The following is a 22368-nucleotide window of genomic DNA, read 5'->3' on the forward strand; positions in this document are numbered from 1 at the left end:
TCTCCGGTGCGGCGGGAGCGACATAGGCGAGCAGTGGCTCGGCCGGCATGGTCCCGGTACACGGGCGGCACAGAGTACGTCCGGCCAGGCTGCGCAGCTGGTCGTCGACGGCGTTGTTGAAGCCCAGGCCGTCCTGGATCCGGGAGCCCCCGGTCAGCCGGGCGCCCAGCCCGCCGTAACTGAGGTGCGCCTCGATCACCCACTCGCCCGCCCCAGCCACCAGCCCCGCCACCAGAGCGAACAGCAGCCGCCAGTAGCGCCACCGGCGCACGACGACCAACGCCACGAGCAGCGGCAGACTCACCCATACGGCGTCCGCTGGCCGCATCCACGCCGTCAGTGCCGCACTCGCCGCCAGCCCCCACACCGCACCGTGCCGGGTGCGGTCGGACTGGGCGCGCAGGAAGCAGCCGACGCCCGCGAGCGCGCCGGTCGCGACCGAGTAGTTGGGCATCGCCTGCGGACCGTAGAACACGGTCACCCACAGGCTCGCGAACAGGGCACCCGCCAACGCCAGCACCCGTACTGGAGACAGCCCCCGCCAAGCGCGGAGGGCAAGGAACAGTCCGAGGCCGGACAGCAGCGACAGATAGACCCGCAGCAGCGGCGTGGACGACGTCCACGAGGCGATCGGGGCGACCAGCAGGGAGACCCCGCGGGCACGCGGCGCGCTGAAGAACGCGGCCGGTGCGTGGGAGCTGACCTGGCTGACGTAAACCGACTCGTCCCAGCCCAGCCCCATCCCGGGCCGCACCATGACGAACTGCGCCAAGGTGAACGCGCCCGCCACCGCCGCCAGCCACCACTCGCCGCTCCGGTCCCACCGCGTGCCCGTGATCAGCGGCGGCTCACGACGGGCGGCACGGTTGAACGTCGTGTTCAGGGTCTTGGTCATCACTCGCCCCTCGCGCCCTACAAGATGTAGGGTTTCCATTACCCTACAGACTGTAGGAACGGTGGCGAATGCTGGCGAACGCTAGGGACGAACATGGTCAAACTGACGGACAGTTCGCAGGAGTGCAGCGCGGAGGTCGACGAGGTCTGGCCACGCGACAGACAGATCCTGCTGCGCCTGTCTCTGGTCGGAGCGACGGCCGAGAAGGCTGTCCTCGTCCTCAAGGCCCGCGACGGAAGCCGCGCCGAGATGCGCCTGCCGACCGACGACTACGGCGACCGGTTCCAGGTGCGGATCCCGCTGGAAGCCCTGGCCACCGCCTGCACCGCCCGGGAATGGATCTGGGACCCGTACCTCGACTGTCGCGATGCGGGCATGGGCGAGGAGCCGCTGCGGGTGGGCAGGCATTGGGATGACATCGCCGGCAAGCACAAGTCCTTCGTCTATCCGGCGCAGCGCGCCGCCGGGGTGCGGGTGGAGCCGTACTTCACCGTCAAGGACAACCTGTCGATTGTCTGCGCGCGGGAGCAGGCCGGGTGAGGATCCGTTTCCTGCTGCTGAACATGTACCCGGTCGGCGGCACCGCGCGCACGGTCGTCGACGGGGAGCGCCTGTGCGCCGACCCGGTGAGGGTGAGACGACCGTGACCGCGGGCCGCGGCGAGCGGCAGGGCGCTCGTGAGCTGGAGAGCGAGGTTCTCGCCGCCCTGTGGGCCACCGGCCGGGCGCTGACCGCGGCCGAGATCCAGGCCGAGACCGGCGGCGATCTCGCGCGCGACACCCTGCGCGTCATCCTCCAGCACCTTGGCGAGCAGGACCTCGTCCGGCCCGCCCCTGACACCGACGGAGCCTACGAACCCGTGCGGAATGCCGCCGAGATGACCGCCGAGGTCATGTACCAGGTCCTCGACCGAAAACACGCCGCGGGCCGTGGGGCTCCGTCTCCGGACGCGCCCGCACCCCAGCTCGTGCCCCGTCCTCGCCGACGCCCCTGGGGCATTCGTGCCGCACGCAACACACCTGCCCGCCAGTCCCCGTCCCCGCCGGTACCCCCGGCCTCTCGTCAAGGTGATCCCTCACGGTGCCCGCACACCAGCCAGTCCTGATCCCCAAGCAGCGATCCCCGCTCCCGCACCACGCCCCCGCACAGGCCGGACGGCCGCATACTCTCCTACGGCTCCGGCCACGGGCAGCCGCGGCCACGGTCTGGTACCTGCGGCTGCTCGCCTTGCTCAACATTGCGGCGGTGGTCTCGCTGCCGTTCCGTGAAGAGGTTCACGAGCACAACGTGGGCGAGTTCTTCACCCCGTACCTGGCCACCGCCGGCCTGGTCTCGGCGGCGCTGGCCCTGTTCCTCGCCGTGGTGATGCGGCGCCGCAAACGGGCCGCGTGGATCTTCAACATGCTGCTCGCGGGCCCTTTGTTCGCGCTCTACGTCCTCGCGCTGACTCAGGACCCGTACCGCCAGCATGCGTTCAACTGGCTCTCCGCCCTGCTCACCGGCCTGTTCGTGACCGCGCTGCTGCTCGGCCGCACGGAGTTCCAGGCCGTCGGGGACCGCTCCAACCCGAAGCTGGCCATGGCCGTGGGAGTCGTCGGCATCCTGGTCAGCGGCACCATCGGCACCCTCCTCGTCGGCGCCACCAACCGGCTGTCCGGAGCCTCCCTGCACGACCGCATCGCCTACACCCTGCTGCGCGGCATCAGCGTCGGCCCGTTCGCCGACCGCGTCGACGCCGTGCACGCGCCCCGCTGGGTGGACGTCACGATCAACATTCTGATCGCCGCGACTTTCCTCCTCGTCCTGTACGCCTGCTTCCGCGCCCCGCGGGGCCGCGATCTGCTCGGCGAAGTGGATGAAAAACGCCTGCGCGAACTGCTGGCGAAGCACGGCGAGCGCGACTCCCTCGGCTACTTCGCGCTGCGCCGCGACAAGGCCGTCATCTGCTCCCCCAGCGGCAAGGCCGCCGTCACCTACCGGGTGATCGGCGGCGTGACCCTGGCCTCCGGCGACCCGATCGGCGACCCAGAGGCATGGCCCGGCGCCATCGAGGCGTGGCTGGACGAGGCGCGTCGGCACGCCTGGACGCCGGCCGTGATGGGCGCGAGCGAGGAGGCCGGAACGATCTACGCCCGGCACGGCCTGGACGCCCTGGAGCTGGGCGACGAGGCCATCGTGGACCTGGCCGACTTCACCCTCGAAGGGCGCGCCATGCGGGGCGTACGGCAGGCGCACAACCGCGTGCGCCGCGCCGGGTACACCGTGCGCATCCGCTGCCACGGAGACATCCCCGACAGCGACATGACCACCCTGATCGACAACGCCGACCACTGGCGGGACGGTGCGACCGAACGCGGCTTCTCCATGGCGCTGGGACGGCTCGGCGACCCGGACGACGGCCGCTGCGTGATGCTGGAGTGCCGCGACAGCCAGGGGGAGCCCCGGGCCCTGCTGAGCTTTGTGCCCTGGGGCGAGCACGGGCTGTCGCTGGACCTGATGCGCCGCGACCGCGCCTGCGAGAACGGCCTGATGGAGTTCATGGTCGTCGAACTCCTCCTGCACGCGACCGAGTTAGGGGTACGGCGGGTCTCGCTGAACTTCGCCATGTTCCGCGCCGTCTTCGAACGCGGCGCCCGCCTGGGTGCGGGCCCCGTCCTGAGGGGGTGGCGCTCGGTGCTCACCTTGTTCTCCCGCTGGTGGCAGATCGAGTCCCTCTACCGCGCCAACGCCAAGTACCGCCCCGTGTGGGAGCCCCGCTTCCTGCTGTTCGAGAAGACCAGCGACCTCCCGCGTATCGGCATCGCCAGCGCCCGTGCCGAGGGCTTCCTCACCCCACCGAGCCTGCCTGCCCTCTTCCGCCGCCGACGTACCGCGCACATCGCAGACCAGCCCAACTGCCCGACAGAAACGGCAACTTCCGTGAGAACCTGACCGAGTGCCCGGGCAGCAGCACGGCGTCGCACTCGGGCGGGACGTCGCCGGCTGGCCTTCGACGACGCGTCCCGGCAGGTGACTTTCGCAGCCGAATGGTGGGCGGCGCAGCAGTTGCTCCCCTCCGATCCCGAAACGCTCCGGCTGGGGCACGCCATGGCGCAGGGCTGGCTCAATCAAACATCCGCACTGGTCAACGAGGAACCACACGTCTCCATCGGCAGGCTGTTGCTGCTCTACCGCTTGCACAGCCGCCTGGCAAAAGTTCTGCGGCTCGGCTTCTACGCGGCGCTGGGCGCCATGGCTTTGTGGCGTCTCATTCTGATCAGCGAAGTATCCGCACACGGGTCAAGAGATGCCGTGACGGGAGAGACAGTGACGATGGTGCTCATCGCAACGGCACTTCTCCTCCTGCCGTTTTGGGCTGTCTCGGCCGACTCCGCGGTCCGGCGCGCCGAGCGATGAGTGAGGTTCGCCTTGTTCCAGTCGCTACGCGCCCATCGCCACCGCCGAAGCGGGGATCAGTGCGGCCTGCCCGCGCCACGGCCCAGAGTGTCGAGGACATGTTCGCAGCCGGCACTCCGCAGTAAAGCGTGCCAGCCTTGAGCGCCCCGCAGCTGGCTCCGCCAGGACCCGCACCGCCTGCCTGAAAACCCTACGCGCTGTAAGGTGACCGAATGGCAGGTACATCTCCCCACGGCAGAGCGGACCGGCGCAGCGCGGGTGAACTGGAGAGCGAAGTCCTCGCCGCCCTGTGGGCGACGGAACAGGCGCTGACCCCGGCCGAGATCCAGGCCGAGATCGGTGGCGGTCTCGCGTACAACACCGTGCACACCATCCTCAGGCGCCTGTACGACAAGGGGCTTGTGCTTCGTGACGTGGCCGGACGCCGGGGCGCGTACCGGCCGGCGAAGAACGCCGCCGAGCTCACCGCCGAGGCCATGCACCGGGCCCTCGACCGCGGCCCCGACCCGATCGCCGCGCTCCAGCAGTTCGTTACCGGGCTGAGCCCGGAAGAAGAGCGCGCCCTGCGCGACCTGCTCGGCGGGAGCGGTCCGTGAGGATCGACGTCTATATCCCACTCGTCCTGTCCCTGCTCCTGACCACGGTGGCCCCGCAGGTGGGCCTGCGGGTGGCACCCGCCCTGGCCACCCGCGTCCTGACCGTGGCCGCCGTCCTCGCCGCCGCCGCCACCTGGGCCCTGATCCTGCTGGCCGCCACCCTCATCAACGAGGCCCCGCCGGTGGCAGCCGAGGCCCGCGAGGACGGACGGCGCCTGCCCGAACCGGTCCCCGAGATCATCGCGCTGGCCGCGGTCCTGGCCCTCGGCCTCATCGCCCACCGCATCTACCGGGCCCTGCGCACCGAGCACGCCACCCGCCGCACCCTGCACCGCCTGTGCGAGGGCCACCCGGAGGACACCGAACTTATCGTCGCTGCCTCCCCGGTCCCGCAAGCCTTCGCCATCCCGGCCACCTCGACCGCGCCCGGTCGGATTCTGGTCACCGCCGCCATGCTGGGCGCCCTGCAGCCCGCCGAGCGCCGCGTCCTGCTCGCCCATGAACGGGCCCACCTCACTCACCGGCACGCCCTGTACGCGTACGCCGTCGCTCTCGCCTCCGCGGCCAACCCTCTGCTCAACGACAAGGACACGGCCCGCGCCGTCGTCCCGCACCTCTACGACGTCGGCTTCGACTGGCACCCTGAGACGATTCCCTTGGCGGACATCGACTTCATCGTGGCGTACGGCTTCGGGAACCGGGCGCCGGCCGGGGGCGGCGACCCGACGAAGGTGCTCTACGAGCCGGGCCCGGTCAATGAGGAGCTGGCCGATACCGTGGCGAGGATCCGGGCGGTGCGCAACATCCCGGTGTACGCGCAGTGGGAGATCGCGCGGTTCCTGGAGTCCAAGTACCACATGACGCATGTGACGTCGATCGAGCCGGTGATCGCGGCGGACGGCACGATCACTTATCTGAGCACCGACGGAGTCGCCGCCCAGGTCCTGGCAGCCCGCAAGCAGTTGCCCGGCGGTATCGGCACCGCAGGTGTGGTCGGCTTCCGCGATCACATCAAACGCTGTGTACAGACCACGCGGGACCGGGGCATGAAGGCGTACGCTCCGCGCGGCTTCGACATGCCGCACACGTACGACGCCGAGTCCGGTCAGGCCTGGACGCGGCGGCGGGATCTCTACCTGGTCCACGACATGTTCGCCCAGTGGGGGGTGCTGCGGCAGAAGCTGATCGCTCAGGCCTACCCCAACGGCTGACGCCGGGGTCGCCCCTGGCCGCATCCGGGACGACCAGGGGCGGACGTCATCCCGCTCTACCACCCCCTCTGGACCGACGCCGACCCCGGCGACATCGCCTTCGCCGACCAGCACGCCGCCCACGGCAACTTCCGTAACTGGGCCCGCCTCACCGCCAGCCGCCGAAGCGACAAGCTGGGCAGACCAGCGGCTACCACCTGCCCATGCCCAACCGCCGACCTGAAACCGGCCCGAAACCAGTCAGAAGACCACTCCCCAAACCACGTCGGTGGATCAGGGCTTAGGCCTCCCTGTTTCGCTTCGGGTGTTTGAGCTGGTCCCATCGCGGTGTGCCGGTGATTTCGTTTGCCGGTCGGTGGTGGGTATGGCTGGGGCCCAGGGGCATTGCGCGATTGGGATTGGTCCGGTTCGCCGGTCTCGTGAGTGACGTGGCGTCATGTCCGCTGTGTGGCAAGGGGTCCGGGAGAGCAGAGCAGGCACGGTGCTGGTGATCATGTGGTTGTCGAGACCCATGAGAGGGCGGTTTGTAAGACTTTAAGTGTTTTTGTCGTCGCCTGATGGTGTGGGTGCGGGCGGAATCTACCGGTCCGCAGACGGTGGTCTGTTGGGGTGGCGGGGTGAGTGAACGCACGCCGTACCCAAGCGACTTATCGGACGAGCAGCGGGCTCTGATCGACCCGGTGATCACGGCGTGGAAGGAACGGCACCGCTCGGTCAGCGGCCATCAGGGCGCCTACGCGATGAGGGAGATCGTGAACGCGCTCCTCTGTCAGGGCCGGACCGACTGCCAATGGGCCTACCTCCCGCACGATCTGCCGCCGAAGAGCGCGACGTACTACTACTTCGCCGCCTGGCGCGACGACGGAACCGACCAGGTCATCCATGAACTCCTGCGCTGCCAGGTGAGGGAGAAGGCCCGCCGATTAGAGGACCCGACCCTGGTGGTCCTGGACACCCAGAGTGTCCGCGTGGCCGCTGGGGTCCCGGCCGCCACGACCGGCCGGGATCCGGCGAAGAAGGTCCCGGGGCCGCAAGCGGGGACTGGCCGTTGACGTGCTCGGTCTGGTCATCGTCGTCATCGTGCTGGCCGCGAACACGCACGACAACGCCGCGGGGGTCGCCCTGCTGAACCAGGTCGTCGAGCACGCCGGGGAAACCGTCCGCAAGGCCCTGGTCGACCAGGGCTTCAAGAAACCAGGTCGTCGCGCACGGCAGCGGCCTGGGCATCGAGGTCGAGATCGTCGAACGAAACCCGCAGGAGGCGGGGTTCGTCCCGCAGCCGAAGCGGTGGACAGTCGAGCAGACCTACGGCGTCTTGATACTGCACCGGCGCCTGGTCCGCGACTACGAGCACCACCTGTCCTCCTCCGCCTCGCGCGTCTACTGGGCGATGGCCCACGTCATGGTCCGCCGCCTGACCGGAGCGAGCACTCCCACCTGGCGCGATGCGGAAGCGGTGACGGCGTGAACATCAAGCCCCTGCTCGACGCGCTCGACCTCCAGGAAGACGCCGCCCGGGCCCTGGCCGACGAACTCCGCACGCAGATCGACGAACTGCAGGGCCGGCTGCGGGAGGCTGAGACCCATCTCGAGCACCTCGCGATCACCAGGAAGACCATCACTGCTCTCGCTGACCGCCTCCCGGTCCAGTCGGCCTCGCCAGACCTGCCCGAGCACCCGGACTACCCCCGCATCCTCACCGTCTTCAACGAGGCCACCGGCCCCCTCAGGGCTCGCGACGTCTGCCAAGCCCTCGACCACGAACTGCTGCCGAAGGACATCGAAGGCACCCGCGCCAAGCTGAAACGTCTCGTCAAGCTCAACGTCCTCACCGAGGTCGACGCTGGCAGCTTCATCAGGAAGCAGTAGCCGACGGAAGCTCCGCGACCAGCAGCCTTGCCCCAACCTCACCCAGAAACGGATATCGGCTCTCGAACCCGTCCTCTGATCACCTGGCCCAAGCCTCACCTCGACGATCACGGAGGACATCCGGATCCGCGTGCGTCGCGCCTCGGCTCAGCTCCCCCTCGGCACCTCGATGTCGTAGACCAGCGCATACACGATGTCCCGGGCCTGGCGTAGGTCGTAGCCCGTCGCGTCCACGATCACTTTGAGCGCTCGAAGGGTGTCGCCACCCAGCATGAACATGCGCGCATCGGCCTGCGCCTCGGCCGGAACCGGCAAGGAACGGGCTCGCCGTGGATCCACGCTCCGCGGGATCCTCGGCAGCCCGCCCTCCTTTTTCCTGCCCCCCAACACCTTCAGTCCCCAACCCCTCACCCGGACGACCAGTTCGCGGAGCGCATCCTACGCGGACGGGCGCTCAGGCAGATTCAACGTCCTCGCCAAAGCCGACGCCGGCGGCGTCGCCAGGAAGCAGTCGCCGGCCGAAGCCCCGGGACCAGCAGCCTTGCGCCAACCTCACCCAGAAACGGATATCAGCTGACGAACCGTCCTCTCATAGCGTCACGACCGTCTCAGGTTGCGTCCAGGGAAGTGGTGTACAGGTTTCCACCTAAATCGGGAGTTTGATCCCGTAGTTGAGTGAGAAGCCTGAACGCAAGACGGCCACCGGCTGATCCTTCGAGAACGACCAAGCTCTTGAAGGAGAACAGCACGATGACCGCACCCGACAGTGTGCCCTTTGCCGCGCTGCTGGAGGAGAACCTCGCCTCGGCGAGTCCCGACCTGCTGCGGCAGATGGTGAAGACCTTCGCCGACGCCATGATGTCCGCCGACGTCGACACCGCCTGCGGCGCGTCCTACGGCATGCCGAGCGAGGAACGCGTCAACTCCCGCAACGGCTACCGGCACCGCCAGTGGGACACCCGGGCCGGCAGTATCGACCTGGCCATCCCGAGGCGTTGTCACGTTGTTGGGTGCGTGGGTGTCTGACGGTGTGTCGGGGCATGGTGGGGCCGTGCTCCGGGCCGGTGCTCAGGCCCCGGTGGGCAGGCCGGTGGCGCCGGTGATCTGTTCCCAGATGGTGAAGCGGATGGTCATCTCGAGGCGGTGCTGGGGTGCGGTCATCAGGTGGCGGTGGGGCCGGAAGTGGGGTGAGATGCCACTGAACGCGGACAGGAACCGCTGCGCTCCACCGACGGAACGGAAGCCTTTCATCGCTCGTTCGCGTTGCCTGGTGGGCTGGTGGCTGTTCTCGGCCCGGTTGTTCAGTCCCTTGTGCGAGCGGTGCTCGACCGACGGCATCGCCTCGCGGTGGGCAGCGCCGTAGGAGCGGAGCTTGTCGGTGACGACCACCCGCGGCACTACGCGGGTCTTCTTCATCAGACGGCGGAAGAAGCGCCTGGCCGCGGCCTTGTCCCGCCGGTTCTGGACCAGGATGTCCAGGACGTTGCCGTCCTGGTCGACGGCACGCCACAGATACTTCAGCTCGCCGTTGATCCTGATGAACACCTCGTCCAGATGCCACTTGTCGCCGGGCCGGGGACGCCTGCGGCGCAGCCCGTTGGCGTAGGCCTGCCCGAACTTGGCGCACCACCGCCGGACGGTCTCGTGGGAGACGACCACGCCGCGCTCGAGCATCAACTCCTCCACCTCACGGAAGCTGAGCGGGAACCGGAAGTACAACCACACGCAATGGGAGATCACCTCGACCGGGTACCGGTGACCCCTGTACGACGGCGACATGCCCTCCACGGACGACCCCCTCCACCAGCGATCAACCCGAAGATCATCCCGCCCAGTCAGCCAACGTGACAGCGCCGCATCGGCTGCTGCTCCAGGTGGTGAAGGGTGCAAGGCCGTCTGCTGCTCGGGGATCCGACCGTAGTGCAGCATTCGCACGACTCAGTCGGCCTGTCCGCGATGGTCACGCGGCAGCCGAGCCTTCCTCGCTCACGCTCATTACTGGTTGGCGATGACCGGGTGGAGATAGAAGCTCTCGTTCGGGGCGGGGAACCTCCCGAACTGGTCGGGCCACTGGATGACCCACGCGCCGTCGCCCCGGTCGTTGTTGCTGATGTTCGCGTACAGTCCGGTGGCGTTGTTCCTCAACAGCGTCAGGTTCGGCATCCGCGGGTCCGGCCGCTCCAGGGTGAAGTTCTGCGTGTCGCGCTGGTTGCCGCCGGAGCCGGGGACCCCGTCGATGTCGTGGCAGTCCCAGATGCTGAGGTAGTCGCCCCAGCCGGACTGCTGTCCGCGGTTGACGTCGAGGCACTTGCCGCTGTCACTGCTCATGATCCGGTACATCATGTGCCCGGTGGAGGCCGAGGTGCCGATGGCCTGGAGGCGCCAGCGCTGGTTGACCGCTCCGTTGGCGTGGTACTGGACCACGTGCGTGCCGTTGGTGTCGTTGCCCTGGAAGACGTCCAGCAGGCGGTCGCTGTTGTCAGCGTGGATGGTCAGCTCGGGCGGCAGGGCGCCGGCCCGTAGCGCGGAGAAGTAGACCGGCCAGTGGTCGCTGCCGCGGTTGTCCCCGACGGTGGCCTGCCAGTCCTCGGTGTCCACGTTGCTGATCATGTAGTCGAGTTCGTTGCCGCTCTGCTGAGTGGCCTGGCCGCTGTTGTAGATGCGGGCGTCCGCGGGGAGGCCGAGCAGCCGTGCCCGGTCCGGGGTGAGGTTGAAGTCGCCGAGGACGGCCCAGTGGTTGAGTCCGCGGCCGTTGGCTTCGTCGGCGACGTCCTGGACGAGCGGGCGTACGTCGAACCCGTTGCCGGACGCGGCGTGGATGGACGCGAACGCGACGTCGTCGGTGGGGCGGGTGACCATCAGCGCCGGGCGGTACATGCCCTCGATCTCCACCACCTCGCCCGGGACCCACGCCGTGGCGATCGCCAGGTTCCGCGACGTCGTGTACAGGATGTAGAGCTGCCGGGTCACCCCGCGGGCGATGGTCCACTCGTAGTGGTCGATGGAGTTGCCGATGGTGCCGATGTAGCGCGCTCCGGCCGGCGGTTCGTTCGGCACCTCCTGGAGGGCGAGCACGGTGTTGTCCCGGGCGATGGCTGCCGCGCCCTGCCAGCGGTCGCGGCCGACCTGCATGTTCCAGGTGGCGACGCGGTTGGTTTCCGGGTTGGCCGCGTGCGCGGTGCCGCCGCCGGTTGCCAGCAGGCCGCACAGGCAGGCGAGCGTGAAGAGTACGGCGGCCAGGCGGCGCAGTAAGGGCATGGGATGAAGACTCCTTGAGCTGATTGGTTGACTGTGTGTAAGTCGTGTGCCGGCGGTTTCCGGCGCCGTCGGCACACGACTGTGGTTCACGCGGATACCGGCACGGGCTCAGCGGGTGGCGGTTGCGGCTTCCTCCATGAGGCGTTCGACGACGTCTGGGTGACTGATCATCACGACGTGGGACGCGCCGCGGACCTCGACCACGCGGCGCGCGCCGGCCCGCTGGTAATCCCACCGCTCGACGGCTGCCGGAATCGCCTTGTCGACGCCGGCGACCACGCCCCAGGAGGGAATGGTGCGCCAGCCGCAGTGGTCGCGAAGGCGAAGGCGGAGGTGCTGAAGGCCGTTGCTCAGCGGCCATCAGCTGGGTCTCCTTCTTGGACAGGTCGGCGGCGAAGACGTCGCGCAGCCGGTCGGCCTGAATGTAGAGGTCGGTCCCCGTGGTGCCGTCGGGGTAGCGGCCGATGACCTTGCCGAGCTTCGTCCCCGACGTTGGGGACCGAAGGCGGCGACGTAGACCAGGGCCTTGACGTTCGGGTTGCCTGCGGCGGGTGTGCGGCGGCTGCCGCGCCGCGGCGGACCGGGGCTGGCGGGTTCGGGGACGGCGTGCCGGGGCCAGTGGCCGCGGGACGTTCAGCGCCCGCCGCCCGGCCCTTGGGCGGGCGGCGGGCGCTGCCGGGGTGCGGTCTTCGGGTGTGGTCAGCCGGTGGCGGCCTGCTTGATCAGGTTGGCGACGGTGGCGGGCTGGGAGACGTAGACAGCGTGGCTGCCAGCCACCTCCACGGTCTGCGCGCCGATCCGCTCGGCCATGGCGCGCTGGGCCGGGGGCGGGATCATCCGGTCGTCGGTGGCCACCAGGTACCAGGCGGGTTTGGTGCGCCAGGCCGGGGTGGAGACCGCGCCGCCGGCCGCGTCCAGGCCCCAGGGGGTCTGCGAGTCGGCCATGAACTCGGCCTGGGCGGGCGGCAGGTCGCCGGCGAAGGAGTCGGCGAACTTGTCGCGGTCCAGGAGCAGGAAGCCCTCGTTCGGCGGCAGGATCGGCGGGACCGCAGCGCCGGGCGGCGGGTCGGCGATCAGGGAGTTGACCGACTCGCCCTTGTCGGGCGCGAACGCGGCGATGTAGGCCAGCGCCGTCACCTTCTCATGGTTGCCGGCCTCGGTGATCACCACTCCGCCGTAGGAGTGGCCGACCAGGGTCACCGGTCCCGGCTGGGCGTCGATGACCTGCCGGGTGACGGCCACGTCGCCGTCCAGCGAGAGGGTGGGGTTCTGCACGACGGCCACGGTGTAGCCGTCGTCCTTCAGTGCCTCGTACACCCCCTGCCATCCCGAACCGTCCACGAATCCTCCGTGGACGAGCACGATACTCCCGCGCGGTGCGCTGTCGCTCATCGTTCCTCCCGGGTTGTCCGGGCCGGGAATCGCGGCCCGTGCCGAGCACTGTAGGAACGCCATCGGTGCCGTCGCCTCCGTCAAATGACTTAGTTCCGGGGGCTGTTACGTTAGGGGCGGTGCAGCTTTTCCAGTGCGTCACGCAGGCCCGCCCGTGAGGTCACGCCCAGTTTGGGGAACGCCTGGTAGAGGTGGGTGGAGACGGTACGCGGGGACAGGAACAGCTTCTCGGCGATCTGCTTGTTGGACAGGCCGGCCGCGGCCAGGGCCACGATCTCCCGCTGCTGAGGGGTCAGGGCCTTTCCGGGGAGGGCGCGCACCGGGCTGCCGCAGGCGCGCAGTTCCTGCTCGGCCCGGGCGGACCAGGGCTCGGCGCCCAGCCGCCGGAAGACCTCCGCGGCCGCGCGCAGGTGGCGGCGGGCCCGGGCCGGGGCCTGTCCGCGCCGCAGGCGCTCACCGTGGAGCAGGTGGATGCGGGCGTGGTCGAAGGGCCACCGCTCGCCGCCCTCGACGGCCAGCGCCTCGCTGAATCCCAGGGATGCTTCGCTGTCGTCGTCCGCCGCCAGGGCGGCGCAGGCACCCAGGACCATGCGCAGGCGCGGTGACACGGTGTCGAGACCGGCGTCCCGGGCCGCCCGGACATGTTCAAGGGCCTTGTCCCGCCGTCCGGTTCGCACCGCCGCCTCCGCCAGGTCGAGGAACGCCCACAGGGCGTGTCCGGTGAACGGCGCCAGGGTGCCGGCCGGGGTGATCCGGCACGCCTGGTGGTACGCCTCGTCCAAATCCCCCTGGGACAGGGCGATGAGCGTCTTGGCGTGCGCGGCATAGCAGGTGATGGCGTGGGCGCGGCGGGATCCGCCCCACTGGTCCATCTGGTCGGCGAAGGCGCCGGCGGTGGTGAAGTCCCCGCAGGCCGCGGACACGCAGGCGAGCACGAACTTCCCGGTCCAGGAGCGCAGCGGATAGTGGTACTCCTCGCACAGTGCCAGCCCGTCGCCGACCACCTGGCGCAGTTCCGCCCACTGGCCGGTGAACCAGGCGTGGCTGCCCCACAGGAACGAGGCCTGGATGGCGGGGAAGTTGTTCTCCCCGGTGCGGCCGCCCCGCGCGGTACGCCGCAGCGGCTCGTCCATGGCGCCGAGGCGGTCCGCGTACGCGCCGGCGGTGCCGATCCGTACGATCCGGACCGGGTCGGAGGTGCCGGGCAGCGCTTCGACGGCGGCGTCGAGAGCGGCCCAGTCCGACGGGAGGGCGTGGGCCGGGTCGGCGAAGGTGGCCCGTAACAGCCGCAGCGTGTCCGGGACGGCGGTGCACTTCGCCGCCGTCACGTCGTATCCGGCCCACAGATCCCTTCTGGCTCCGTAGACGCACACGATCAGCAGGGTGGACAGTGCTTCGAGCACGGTCCCGTCGGCCGGGTCGTACGGTTCGGGCTGGAGGGCGATCGCGCCGGACAGCAGGCGGTGGGCGGTGTCGACGTCGCCGTAGCTGTTGAGCAGGTACAGCGCGGTGGCCACCGCGCCGGCCAGGGACGCGCCGTCCGGGGCGGCCTGGCGGGCGTCGTCCAGCAGGCGGGGCACGTCGCGTACCCCGCCGGTGAGGATCGTCCCGAGGTACGCCGCCCGGGCCAGCCGCCGGGCCTGTTCGGCGGCCGCCGGACTCAGTGCGGCGGCGCGTACGAGCGCTGCCACCGCGTTGGGCCCGTCGCCGCGCCGGGCGCTGACGCCGGCGGCGTCTTCGAGCAGGGCGGCGATCTGCTCGTCGGGTTCGACCGCGGCCTGGGCCAGGTGCCAGGCCCGCTGTTCGGGGACGCCGGTCCAGGCCTCTGCGAGCGCCCGGTGGGCGCTGCGGCGCTGGTCGCTGGTGGACAGGTCCACCACCGCGGAGCGCATGAGTGAGTGCCGGAACGCCAGCCGCCCGGTGGCGTCGTCGACGTGGACGAGCCGGAGTCGCTCTGCGGGGGCTAAGTGCTTCAGGCCGCACCGTCCTTCCACCGCCCGGCGCACGATCAGCAGGTTGCCGCTGCCCTCCAGCGCCGCCACGAGCAGCAGGTGCCGGGTGGGCGCGGGTAAGCTCGTGATCCGGGAGGCGAACGTCGCCTGCAGGCGCTGGGGCAGCGGAATGCGTTTGGGCAGGGTGTGGGACGCGGTGCGCTGTGAGTCGGTGAGGGCGGCGGGAAGCTCCAGGAGCGCCAGCGGATTGCCCTCGGCGTCGGCCATCAGCCGGCGGCGCACGCGCGGGGCCAGCGCCGGGAAACGCCGGCTGAGCAGTTCCTCGGACGCGGCCTTGCTGAGTGGCCCCAACTCGTGCAGCGGAAGCCCGCTGTGGTCGAAGAAGCTCTCGTCGCCGAGCCGGACCGAGCACACCGTGCCCGCACCGGAGTTCGGGAGCCGGCGCACCACCCGGCCCAGGATGGCGGCACTGGCCCGGTCCAGCCACTGCGCGTCGTCCAGGACCAGCAGCACCGGCTGTTTGCGGGACAGCTCCGCCACCAGAGTGACGACGGCCTCGGCGACCGCGTCCTGCCCGGGTGCCCTGCCCCGCTTGAAGTCCAGGGCCGCGGCGAGGGCGGGCAGATCCGCCACTGCCGCCCGGCTTTCGGGCACCGACGTCAGCAACTGCCGCAGTGCGCCGTAGCTGGTCTGCGCCCGGTACTGCACGCCCGTCGCGTGCAGCACCCGCATCCCCGCGGACTCGGCCTCCTGGGCGACGGCGGCCAGCAGCGCCGTCTTGCCGACGCCCGGCTCGCCGAGCACCACCAGCGACCCGCCCATGCGCGGAACGCCGGCCAGGAAGGCACCGAACAGCTCCATGTCGGCCTCGCGGCCGACCAGTGCGTGCCCCACGACGTGGGCATGCTTCGCGGCAGGCGCGGTGCAATCGGTGCTGCGGTTGTCCATCCCCACACCCCTTGGCGATCGTCGTCGGCGGCAGACATGTGCTTGTGGGGGGAGAACAGGTCCGATCACAACGCAGGACACATTCGCTGTGTGGTCTCCGCTGTAAGCGTCCCCCGTACGCCGGCTCCAGCATGGAACGCGACGGCCGAACTCGGAAGCCCCACCGCAGCGACCAGCGTCCAGACCTCCATCAGGTCCTCGGGCTCCCAGCCGTCCTGCCGCACGCGCGCCCCCTGTCCGGCGTACGGGACGGATTCCGATGGGACGAGAATGACGGATCGCGGGACAACCCCCCTGCAATCGGTTACAGAGAGCTACTTGTCGGGTAGCGGCAGCTATACGAGAACAGGGCCTGGATCCCCGTTGTCGCATTGAGGCTGTCGGATTCTCACTCGTTCTCGTTCGTGCTGGCGGATTCTCATTGCGGTGTGCTCTGAGCGGCGGCGTTTCTCGCTTCGGGGCCTACGCGCCTTGCTCTGTGAGTGTGACCTTTCGGCCCGCGCGCGCCGCCTCTCGGATCCGCTCCAGCATGCGGTGTCGCCGGACGGCGTGCCGGAAGTCGGGAACGCCGTCCTCGTCCGGCGCAAGGCTCCCGGTGATCTGGTCGCGCAGAAGCGCGTACTCGTGGGCGACGTTGCAGGCGGGCTCGGCGGATCGCTCGGTCCATTGTGTCAGCGACCGCTGGTAGCGGGCGGGAACGGGAAGTTCGGCCAAGGCGCCGTCCTCTCCCCGGGCGCCGTACAGCCGCAGCCGCCCCTGGAACCACAGAGCCTGGTCGGCTTTGACGACGAGATCACCCTGGGTGCCGTTGATCTCCCAATGAAACGCGGTGGCGCGTGACGTCCCACCGCGGATGTGCATCGCGGCCACGGCCCCCGACTCCAGCACCCCCGTGACGGCGATCTGGTCCTCTGCGCTCTTGGCCGCGACCGCCCCGCTCGTGACGTGGGTGACCTCCGGGCGCAGGTTCTCGATGTGAGCCGACACGTCGTGGAACTCCCCGAGCACCATGGTCAGCGCGTCGACCGAGTGCCCGAAGGGGATCGACAGCAGCGTGGCGCCGCTCGTGCCGTCCAGCACGTATGCATGGCTGTCGTCGTAAGTGGCGCCCCCGATCCAGCCCGACCCGAGCATGCTGGTCGACAGCACCCGCCCCGCGTAGCCGTCGGCGACCAAGTCGCGCAGATACCGAAGCGGCGGAGCCGACCGCGCCTGCAGGCCGACAGCCGTGAGCACGCCCCTGCGGTGCGCAAGGTCGGCAAGTTCCTCGGCCTGCGCGAGGTCGGCACCGAGCGGCCATTCGCTGAACACCATCTTCCCCGCTTCCAGCGCGGGTCGGATGAGTTCCAGGTGATGCGGAACCTTCACCGTCACCACCACGAGATCGACTTCCTCACTGCGGGCCAGCTCCTCTGCGCTGCCGAAGGCGAGCGGCACCGCATACTTCTCGCCGGTCGCACGCGCCGACTCGGCGCTGCTGGCGCTCAACGCCCGCAACTCGTATCCATCGAGCCCGGCCAGCGCCGGCACATGCGCGGTCGCCGCCCACCCGCCGCTCGCGCTCAGCCCTACGACACCGACACGAATCAGCTCCCGATGAGGGGAAGTGGACATCATGTACACCCCAACGTTCGCGACCGGCTGTTCTCTCACCTCAAAACGGCCCATAGCCATGGAGGACACGGTCTGAGTATCGCGTTCAGCCACATGCCGATTGGTTCGCCGTTCGTCAACGGCACCTCAACTCGGAGAGTTCGCCCCGCCTTGCGGCTCGTCGGCGCCTCCTGCCGCGATGCTCTCGGCGTAACGTGCTCCTTGACCCGCCGCCGCGACAGCGCCGGGAGCCGGCGGACCGCCTTCAGGATGCGCTTGCCGCCCTGGGCCGCGCCCAGCGCATTCGACTCGTCCAACAGCGACACGAACGGGCGCACGGTGTTGTAGCGCAGGGCCAGCTTCTCGCGCATCGCCGCCTCGGCCGACTCGTCGTCCTTCGGTACCAGTGCCTCGACCCAAGCCACCGAGCCGGACACGGCCTCGCGCGGCACGGCCTCCTCCACCGCCGCCCACAGCGCCGCCACGTCCAGGTCCGCGTCATGCTCGGCGACCAGGTCCAGCTCCTCGGCGAGGATCTTCGACGCCTTTGCCAGGATGCGGGCCGCCTTCTCCAGCTGCGGCAGCACCGCCAGGCGCTGCTTGTCCGACACCCGCCGCGCCGGGCTGATCAGCCGAGTGGCCATCAGCAGCACGAACAGGTCCAACGCGTCATCGACCGCCTGGGCCTCCAGATTGCGCACCACCGCCGTCAGCAGCGCCGTCTTCCGCGGCTCCGGCGCCCGCTCGATCGTCTGAGCCTTGCTCAGCTGCCCCTGCCGAGCCAGCGTGTTCAACCGGTTCACCGGCACCCGGGACAACGTGCCGATGTAGCGGACGGTACCGATCTGCACCGCCATCCCCAGGCGGTGCCCGTCGGATCGCCGCAACACAATCAGGTCGCGGTCGTCGTCATCCAGGAAGAAGAAGAACCGCTCCAGCTCGGGGCGCGTCGGCACCTCACCGAAGGCCCCGTAGACAGCGGCCTGCGACTGTCGCCGGTGCGTACGGTCAAGTCAGGGGCAGCGGTCCGGGACCCGTGACTACTGGGCGGCGACGACGGCCGGGCTGCGGTCTGCTGGCTTCGTGGCGGCAGCGAAACCGCAGAACGGTCCTCTCACGTCAGCCGAAACACCACCACATGTCAGCAAGGCGGCGAGTCACCGGCATCCGAGTCCGTCATAATATGCACATATTTCTCGTTCGTTGCGAAAAATGCTTCCTTCCTAAGATCTGCTGCCCGCCCCAGGAGCGATGCAATGCCGAATGAGAGTCTCATCCCGGAAACGACACTCACCTTGCAGGTCAACGGGACGACCACGCAGGTGACGTGCGATGCGCGCACGACCCTCCTCGATCTCCTGCGCGAGCGGCTTCGGCTGACCGGGGCGAAAAAGGGATGCAACCGGGGCGAGTGCGGTGCCTGCACCGTCCACCTCGACGGGCGCCGGGTCAACGCCTGCATGGTGCTGGCTGCAAGCACCGACGGCTCCGAGGTGACAACCGTCGAAGGACTCGCCCGGGACGGCGAACTGCACCCCGTCCAGCAGGCATTCATCGACGCGGACGCCTTCCAGTGCGGGTTCTGCACACCTGGTCAGATCATGTCGGCCGTCGGCTGTATTCAGGAGGGCCATACCGGATCGAACGATGAGATCCGTGAATGGATGAGCGGGAACATCTGCCGCTGTTCCGCATACCCGCAGATCGCCGCCGCCGTCGAGGCAGCAGCCGGAAAGGGGCGGTGACATGCACCCGTTCACCTACGTACGAGCCGAGTCCCTGCCCAGCGCCCTGGACAGCGCGCGTACCGAGGACACCATGTTCCTCGCCGGCGGCACCGAACTGCTCAACTGGGCGCGGATCGGCATCGAGTCGCCGAGCCACCTGGTCGACATCGGCCGCCTGCCCCGGCTGCACGAGATCACCTCCACCGGCGACGGCCTGCACATCGGTGCGCTGGCCCGGCTCAATGACGTGGCCCAGGACCCGCGCGTCGAGACCTCGTACCCGGTGCTCTCCCAGTCCATCCTCAGGGCGGCCTCCGCGCAGCTGCGCAACCTGGCCACCATTGGCGGCAACCCGGTGCAGCGCACCCGGTGTCCCTACTTCCGCTCCAACGGCCCGGTGGCCTGCAACAAGCGTGTCCCCGGCTCCGGTTGCGCGGCTCTGCACGGCGCGAACGAGCGGCTGGCCATCTTCGGATGGACCGAGGACTGCGTGGCCGTACAGCCCTCGGACCCCGCCGTCGCCCTCGCCTGCCTGGACGCGGAGATCATCACCGAGCACGTGGACGGCGGACGCCGGATTCCGGCGACCGAGTTTCACACCCTGCCTGCCGAGGACCCGTCGGCGCACAACGTGCTGCGCCCCGGCGAGCTGATCACCGGCATCGAGATCGGCACGCCCGCGCCCAAGTCGGCGTACGTGAAGGTGCGTGAGCGCCAGAGCTATGAGTTCGCGCTCGTCTCGGCGGCCGCCGCCGTCGAGATCCAAGACGGCCTGATCTCCCGCGCCCGCCTGGCCCTCGGCTCGGTCGCGCTGCGTCCCTGGCGGCTGTACGACGCGGAACAGGCGCTCGTCGGCCTGCGCCCGGGCAGCCCTGCGGTGAGGGACGCGGTTACCTCCGGCTTCTCCGCCAGCCGTCCGCTGTCCTCGAACGCGTACAAGATCCCCCTCGCTCGCAACACCGCACTGCGTGCCCTCGACCTAGCCCTGGAGGCATGATGACCGGCATGTGTGGCGTGACCAGGCAGGACGGCCCCGCCAAGGTCACTGGAGCGGCGACGTACGCGGCCGACTACAACGCGGAAGGCCAGCTATACGCGGCCCTGGTCGGCGCGACGATCACCGCCGGCCGGGTCACGGGATTCGACGTCGAGGAGACGCGGCGGGAGCCGGGCGTCGTCCATGTGCTGACCGGGCTGCCGGCCGTCGACGAGGCATTCGCCGGGGTGCCCAGCCCTCCGCTCGCCACCCGCTTCCTTCCCATGCAGGGGGACGTCGTCAATTACTGGGGGCAGCCCGTGGCGATGGTCCTGGCCGAGTCCCTGGAGGCGGCCGAGGGCGCTGTGACGCGCGTGCGGGTGTCGTACGAGCGGGAGCCGTTCATCAACCCGGACACGGCGGTGTCCGTGCCGCCGTCGCCGGACAGCGGCTACGGCATGCTCGACGCGCAGGAGTTCCGCAAGGGCGACGCGGCCGGCGTGCTCGCCGAGGCGCCCGTGCGCGCGGCCGGCACCTACACGCAGCCGTCCCGGCACGGCAACCCGATGGAGCCGAGCGCGATCCTCGCCGAGTGGCACGACGGCCGGCTGACAGTCCACGACTCCGTCCAGCACGTGTACGCGGTGCGGGACGCCCTGGCCGCGGTCTTCGGCATCGCCTTCGACAAGGTGCGGGTGATCAATCCGCACACCGGCGGCGGCTTCGGCACCAAGGCGTTCATCTGGCCGCACGAGATCCTCGCCGCCCAGGCCGCCAAGGCGGTCGGCCGGCCGGTGAAGCTGGTGCTTACCCGCCAGGACATGTACAGCATCGTCGGCTACCAGCCGCTGATGGAGCACCGCGTCTTGCTAGGTGCCAACGCCAGCGGCGAACTCCAGGCGGTCGTCCACGAGGTCGACAACGTCACCGCCATCACTGACGACTACGTCGAGTTCGGCTCCGTGCCCGCCAAGGCGCTGTACGCCTCCCCGAACATCTCCACCAGCCAACGGGTGCGGCGCGGCCACGTCAACCTGTCGTCGTTCATGCGCTCGCCCATCGACGGCCCTGGCACCTGGGCGCTCGGCTCCGCGATGGACGAGCTGGCGCACACCCTGTCCATGGACCCGCTCACCCTGCGCCTAGCCAACTACGCGGAGAGCTACCCCGCCGACGGCACGCCCTGGTCCTCGAAGAAGCTCAGGGAGGCGTACGAGGAGGGTGCCCGGCGCTTTGGCTGGTGGGACCGGCCCAAGGGCGGCACCCGGGACGGGCACTGGCTCATCGGCCGCGGCATGGCCGACTGCACACAGGGCCAGTTCCGGTTCACCTCGCAGGCTCGGGTGCGGCTGCGAGCCGATGGCACCGCGAAGGTCGAAGCCGGCTACACCGACATCGGCGCGGGTTCCACCACGATCTTCCCGCAGATCGCCGCGGAGACCCTCGGCATCGACATCCGCTCCGTCCAGGGGATCTCCGGCGACACGGAGCTGCCGTACGCCGGTCCCACTTACGGTTCGGGCACCACGATCGCCATGGGCACCGCCGTCCACCTGGCCGCGAACGACGCGCTGCGCCGGCTCGCCGACCTGATGTCCTGGCCGGCCGAGGAGGTGCGCGCCGACTCCGGCGCCCTCATCTGGCGCGAGCACCGCCGGCCGTACACGGACATCTTGCGCGCGGCCGAGTTGGACGAGGTGGCCGGCAACGGCGAGCTGGTGCTGCCCGGCGGCGCGTCCGCCGACGCGGGAGCGCCCGGTGTCGCCTCCCGCACCTTCGGCGCCATGTTCATCGAGGTCGGCGTCGACCCGGACCTCGGGCTGCTGCGGCTGCGCCGCGCGACCGGCGTCTACAGCGTGGGCGCGGTCGTCAACGAGCGCACCGCCCGCTCCCAGATGATCGGCGGACTCGTGTGGGGCTGGGGCATGGCCGCCATGGAGGCCAGCCGCTTCGAGCCGAATCTCGGCCGCTGGCTGTCCCAGGACCTCGCCGGGGTGGCACTGCCGGTGAACGCCGACATCCCGCCGCACATCGACATGTCCTTCGTCGACGAGTTCGACCCGCACGCCGAGCCGCTCGGCGCCAAGGGAATCGGTGAGCTGTCCGCCACCGGCATCGCGGCGGCCGTGGCCAACGCGGTGTTCGACGCGACGGGGCGGCGCGTGCGGGACCTGCCGATCACACCGGAAAAGCTTCTGGACCCCCGCATGTAAGAGCCGGGCCGGGCCCGGTCGACACCAAGCCGATGGAAGAGAAAGTGCCGGACATCGCAGCCGAGGCGCTGCACGGATGGAGTGTGCGGGGCCGAACCTTTGCGGTCGCCACCGTGGGGTCGACCAGTTACCTGGTCTCGACACCGGTACGCAGATTCCTAAGCTTGGAAGCACGGGAACCCGCGGGCCGAGCCAGACGTCACGTCGGCCTGGAGCGCGGATTCCACTGAGCCGAGCCCAGAACCGAGGACCCGACAGCACCGACGGCCACGAGCCGCCATGAACGGGCCACCGGAGGAGCTTGCGGAACGGCCCTACCGCGCCTGCCCTGGCGGCAGGGTG

At 69.8% G+C, this 22368-nt stretch carries 17 protein-coding genes and 4 pseudogenes; 12 read left to right on the forward strand and 9 right to left on the reverse strand.

The annotated features are described in order from the left end of the window. Nucleotides 1-22: 22 nt before the first annotated feature. Nucleotides 23-895, reverse strand: a pseudogene (locus OH809_RS43000) (hypothetical protein); the annotation flags it as partial. Nucleotides 896-988: 93 nt separating this feature from the next. Between OH809_RS43000 and OH809_RS43005 the strand changes: the two are divergent. From OH809_RS43005 to OH809_RS43040, 8 genes and pseudogenes are all read left to right on the forward strand, one after another. After that, nucleotides 989-1435: a hypothetical protein gene (locus OH809_RS43005; RefSeq protein ID WP_406415379.1), complete on the forward strand. Its 447-nt coding sequence runs from the start codon at nucleotides 989-991 to the stop codon at nucleotides 1433-1435. A 103-nt stretch (nucleotides 1436-1538) separates the two neighbouring features. Beyond that, nucleotides 1539-2000, forward strand: a complete 462-nt coding sequence (locus tag OH809_RS43010) for a BlaI/MecI/CopY family transcriptional regulator (RefSeq protein ID WP_406415378.1) — start codon at nucleotides 1539-1541, stop codon at nucleotides 1998-2000. Then, entirely contained in the window at nucleotides 1976-3826 is a 1851-nt protein-coding gene (locus OH809_RS43015) for a phosphatidylglycerol lysyltransferase domain-containing protein (RefSeq protein WP_406415376.1), read from the forward strand. The genes OH809_RS43010 and OH809_RS43015 overlap by 25 nt, the downstream gene beginning before the upstream one ends. A 78-nt stretch (nucleotides 3827-3904) precedes the next feature. Then, nucleotides 3905-4291: a hypothetical protein gene (locus OH809_RS43020; protein WP_406415374.1), complete on the forward strand. Its 387-nt coding sequence runs from the start codon at nucleotides 3905-3907 to the stop codon at nucleotides 4289-4291. 212 nt (nucleotides 4292-4503) lie between these two features. Continuing rightward, a complete protein-coding gene (locus OH809_RS43025; protein ID WP_406415372.1) occupies nucleotides 4504-4887 on the forward strand; it encodes a BlaI/MecI/CopY family transcriptional regulator in 384 nt (127 codons plus the stop codon). Further along, complete coding sequence (locus OH809_RS43030; protein WP_406415370.1) at nucleotides 4884-6098, forward strand: M48 family metalloprotease; 1215 nt, start codon at nucleotides 4884-4886, stop codon at nucleotides 6096-6098. The genes OH809_RS43025 and OH809_RS43030 overlap by 4 nt, the downstream gene beginning before the upstream one ends. 617 nt (nucleotides 6099-6715) lie before the next feature. Continuing rightward, nucleotides 6716-7566, forward strand: a pseudogene (locus OH809_RS43035) (IS5 family transposase). Then, nucleotides 7563-7967, forward strand: a complete 405-nt coding sequence (locus OH809_RS43040; RefSeq protein WP_406415368.1) for a hypothetical protein — start codon at nucleotides 7563-7565, stop codon at nucleotides 7965-7967. The pseudogene OH809_RS43035 and the gene OH809_RS43040 overlap by 4 nt, the downstream one beginning before the upstream one ends. Before the next feature lie 147 nt (nucleotides 7968-8114). Here OH809_RS43040 and OH809_RS43045 read toward each other — a convergent pair whose 3' ends face one another. After that, nucleotides 8115-8306, reverse strand: a complete 192-nt coding sequence (locus tag OH809_RS43045) for a hypothetical protein (protein WP_406415366.1) — start codon at nucleotides 8304-8306, stop codon at nucleotides 8115-8117. A 411-nt stretch (nucleotides 8307-8717) separates the two neighbouring features. On the opposite strand from OH809_RS43045, the pseudogene OH809_RS43050 reads away from it, so the two are divergent. Next, a pseudogene (locus OH809_RS43050) lies at nucleotides 8718-8960 on the forward strand (transposase); the annotation flags it as partial. Nucleotides 8961-9035: 75 nt separating this feature from the next. On the opposite strand, the gene OH809_RS43055 reads toward OH809_RS43050, so the two are convergent. From OH809_RS43055 to OH809_RS43085, 7 genes and pseudogenes are all read right to left on the reverse strand, one after another. After that, complete coding sequence (locus OH809_RS43055; RefSeq protein ID WP_406424636.1) at nucleotides 9036-9746, reverse strand: IS6 family transposase; 711 nt, start codon at nucleotides 9744-9746, stop codon at nucleotides 9036-9038. A 216-nt stretch (nucleotides 9747-9962) separates the two neighbouring features. Beyond that, nucleotides 9963-11225: an RICIN domain-containing protein gene (locus OH809_RS43060; RefSeq protein WP_406415364.1), complete on the reverse strand. Its 1263-nt coding sequence runs from the start codon at nucleotides 11223-11225 to the stop codon at nucleotides 9963-9965. A 108-nt stretch (nucleotides 11226-11333) separates the two neighbouring features. After that, nucleotides 11334-11579, reverse strand: a complete 246-nt coding sequence (locus tag OH809_RS43065) for an alpha/beta fold hydrolase (RefSeq protein WP_406424634.1) — start codon at nucleotides 11577-11579, stop codon at nucleotides 11334-11336. 345 nt (nucleotides 11580-11924) lie between these two features. Continuing rightward, nucleotides 11925-12617 carry an alpha/beta fold hydrolase gene (locus OH809_RS43070; RefSeq protein ID WP_406415362.1) on the reverse strand — a complete coding sequence of 231 codons (693 nt, stop codon included), beginning with the start codon at nucleotides 12615-12617 and terminating at the stop codon, nucleotides 11925-11927. A gap of 110 nt (nucleotides 12618-12727) precedes the next feature. Further along, on the reverse strand, nucleotides 12728-15517 hold the full coding sequence (locus tag OH809_RS43075; RefSeq protein WP_406415360.1) for an AAA family ATPase: 2790 nt from the start codon (nucleotides 15515-15517) through the stop codon (nucleotides 12728-12730). 462 nt (nucleotides 15518-15979) lie between these two features. Continuing rightward, nucleotides 15980-17131, reverse strand: a complete 1152-nt coding sequence (locus tag OH809_RS43080) for a Gfo/Idh/MocA family oxidoreductase (protein WP_406415358.1) — start codon at nucleotides 17129-17131, stop codon at nucleotides 15980-15982. Nucleotides 17132-17334: 203 nt separating this feature from the next. Continuing rightward, nucleotides 17335-18087: pseudogene (locus OH809_RS43085) on the reverse strand (DUF4158 domain-containing protein); the annotation flags it as partial. Between the two features lie 279 nt (nucleotides 18088-18366). Here OH809_RS43085 and OH809_RS43090 point away from each other — a divergent pair. The 3 genes from OH809_RS43090 to OH809_RS43100 are packed head-to-tail and all read left to right on the forward strand — an operon-like array spanning nucleotide 18367 to nucleotide 22026. Beyond that, the gene (locus OH809_RS43090) at nucleotides 18367-18855 is read left to right on the forward strand and encodes a (2Fe-2S)-binding protein (RefSeq protein WP_376667718.1); all 489 of its coding nucleotides are present in this window, start codon (nucleotides 18367-18369) and stop codon (nucleotides 18853-18855) included. A 1-nt stretch (nucleotide 18856) separates the two neighbouring features. After that, nucleotides 18857-19834 carry an FAD binding domain-containing protein gene (locus tag OH809_RS43095; protein ID WP_406415356.1) on the forward strand — a complete coding sequence of 326 codons (978 nt, stop codon included), beginning with the start codon at nucleotides 18857-18859 and terminating at the stop codon, nucleotides 19832-19834. A gap of 17 nt (nucleotides 19835-19851) precedes the next feature. Then, nucleotides 19852-22026 (forward strand): xanthine dehydrogenase family protein molybdopterin-binding subunit, encoded by a 2175-nt coding sequence (locus tag OH809_RS43100; RefSeq protein WP_406415354.1) that lies wholly within the window; start codon nucleotides 19852-19854, stop codon nucleotides 22024-22026. Nucleotides 22027-22368: the final 342 nt, after the last annotated feature.

This window comes from Streptomyces sp. NBC_00873 (assembly GCF_045207415.1).
In the GTDB taxonomy this organism is placed as follows: domain Bacteria; phylum Actinomycetota; class Actinomycetes; order Streptomycetales; family Streptomycetaceae; genus Streptomyces.

Excerpts from the sequence above, each read along its gene's own strand:
- OH809_RS43005 (WP_406415379.1), top strand. The coding sequence starts at position 989 with ATGGTCAAACTGACGGACAGTTCGCAGGAGTGCAGCGCGGAGGTCGAC.
- OH809_RS43025 (WP_406415372.1), top strand. The coding sequence starts at position 4,504 with ATGGCAGGTACATCTCCCCACGGCAGAGCGGACCGGCGCAGCGCGGGT.
- OH809_RS43055 (WP_406424636.1), bottom strand. The coding sequence starts at position 9,746 with ATGTCGCCGTCGTACAGGGGTCACCGGTACCCGGTCGAGGTGATCTCC.
- OH809_RS43060 (WP_406415364.1), bottom strand. The coding sequence starts at position 11,225 with ATGCCCTTACTGCGCCGCCTGGCCGCCGTACTCTTCACGCTCGCCTGC.
- OH809_RS43070 (WP_406415362.1), bottom strand. The coding sequence starts at position 12,617 with ATGAGCGACAGCGCACCGCGCGGGAGTATCGTGCTCGTCCACGGAGGA.
- OH809_RS43075 (WP_406415360.1), bottom strand. The coding sequence starts at position 15,517 with ATGGACAACCGCAGCACCGATTGCACCGCGCCTGCCGCGAAGCATGCC.
- OH809_RS43080 (WP_406415358.1), bottom strand. The coding sequence starts at position 17,131 with ATGTCCACTTCCCCTCATCGGGAGCTGATTCGTGTCGGTGTCGTAGGG.
- OH809_RS43090 (WP_376667718.1), top strand. The coding sequence starts at position 18,367 with ATGCCGAATGAGAGTCTCATCCCGGAAACGACACTCACCTTGCAGGTC.
- OH809_RS43095 (WP_406415356.1), top strand. The coding sequence starts at position 18,857 with ATGCACCCGTTCACCTACGTACGAGCCGAGTCCCTGCCCAGCGCCCTG.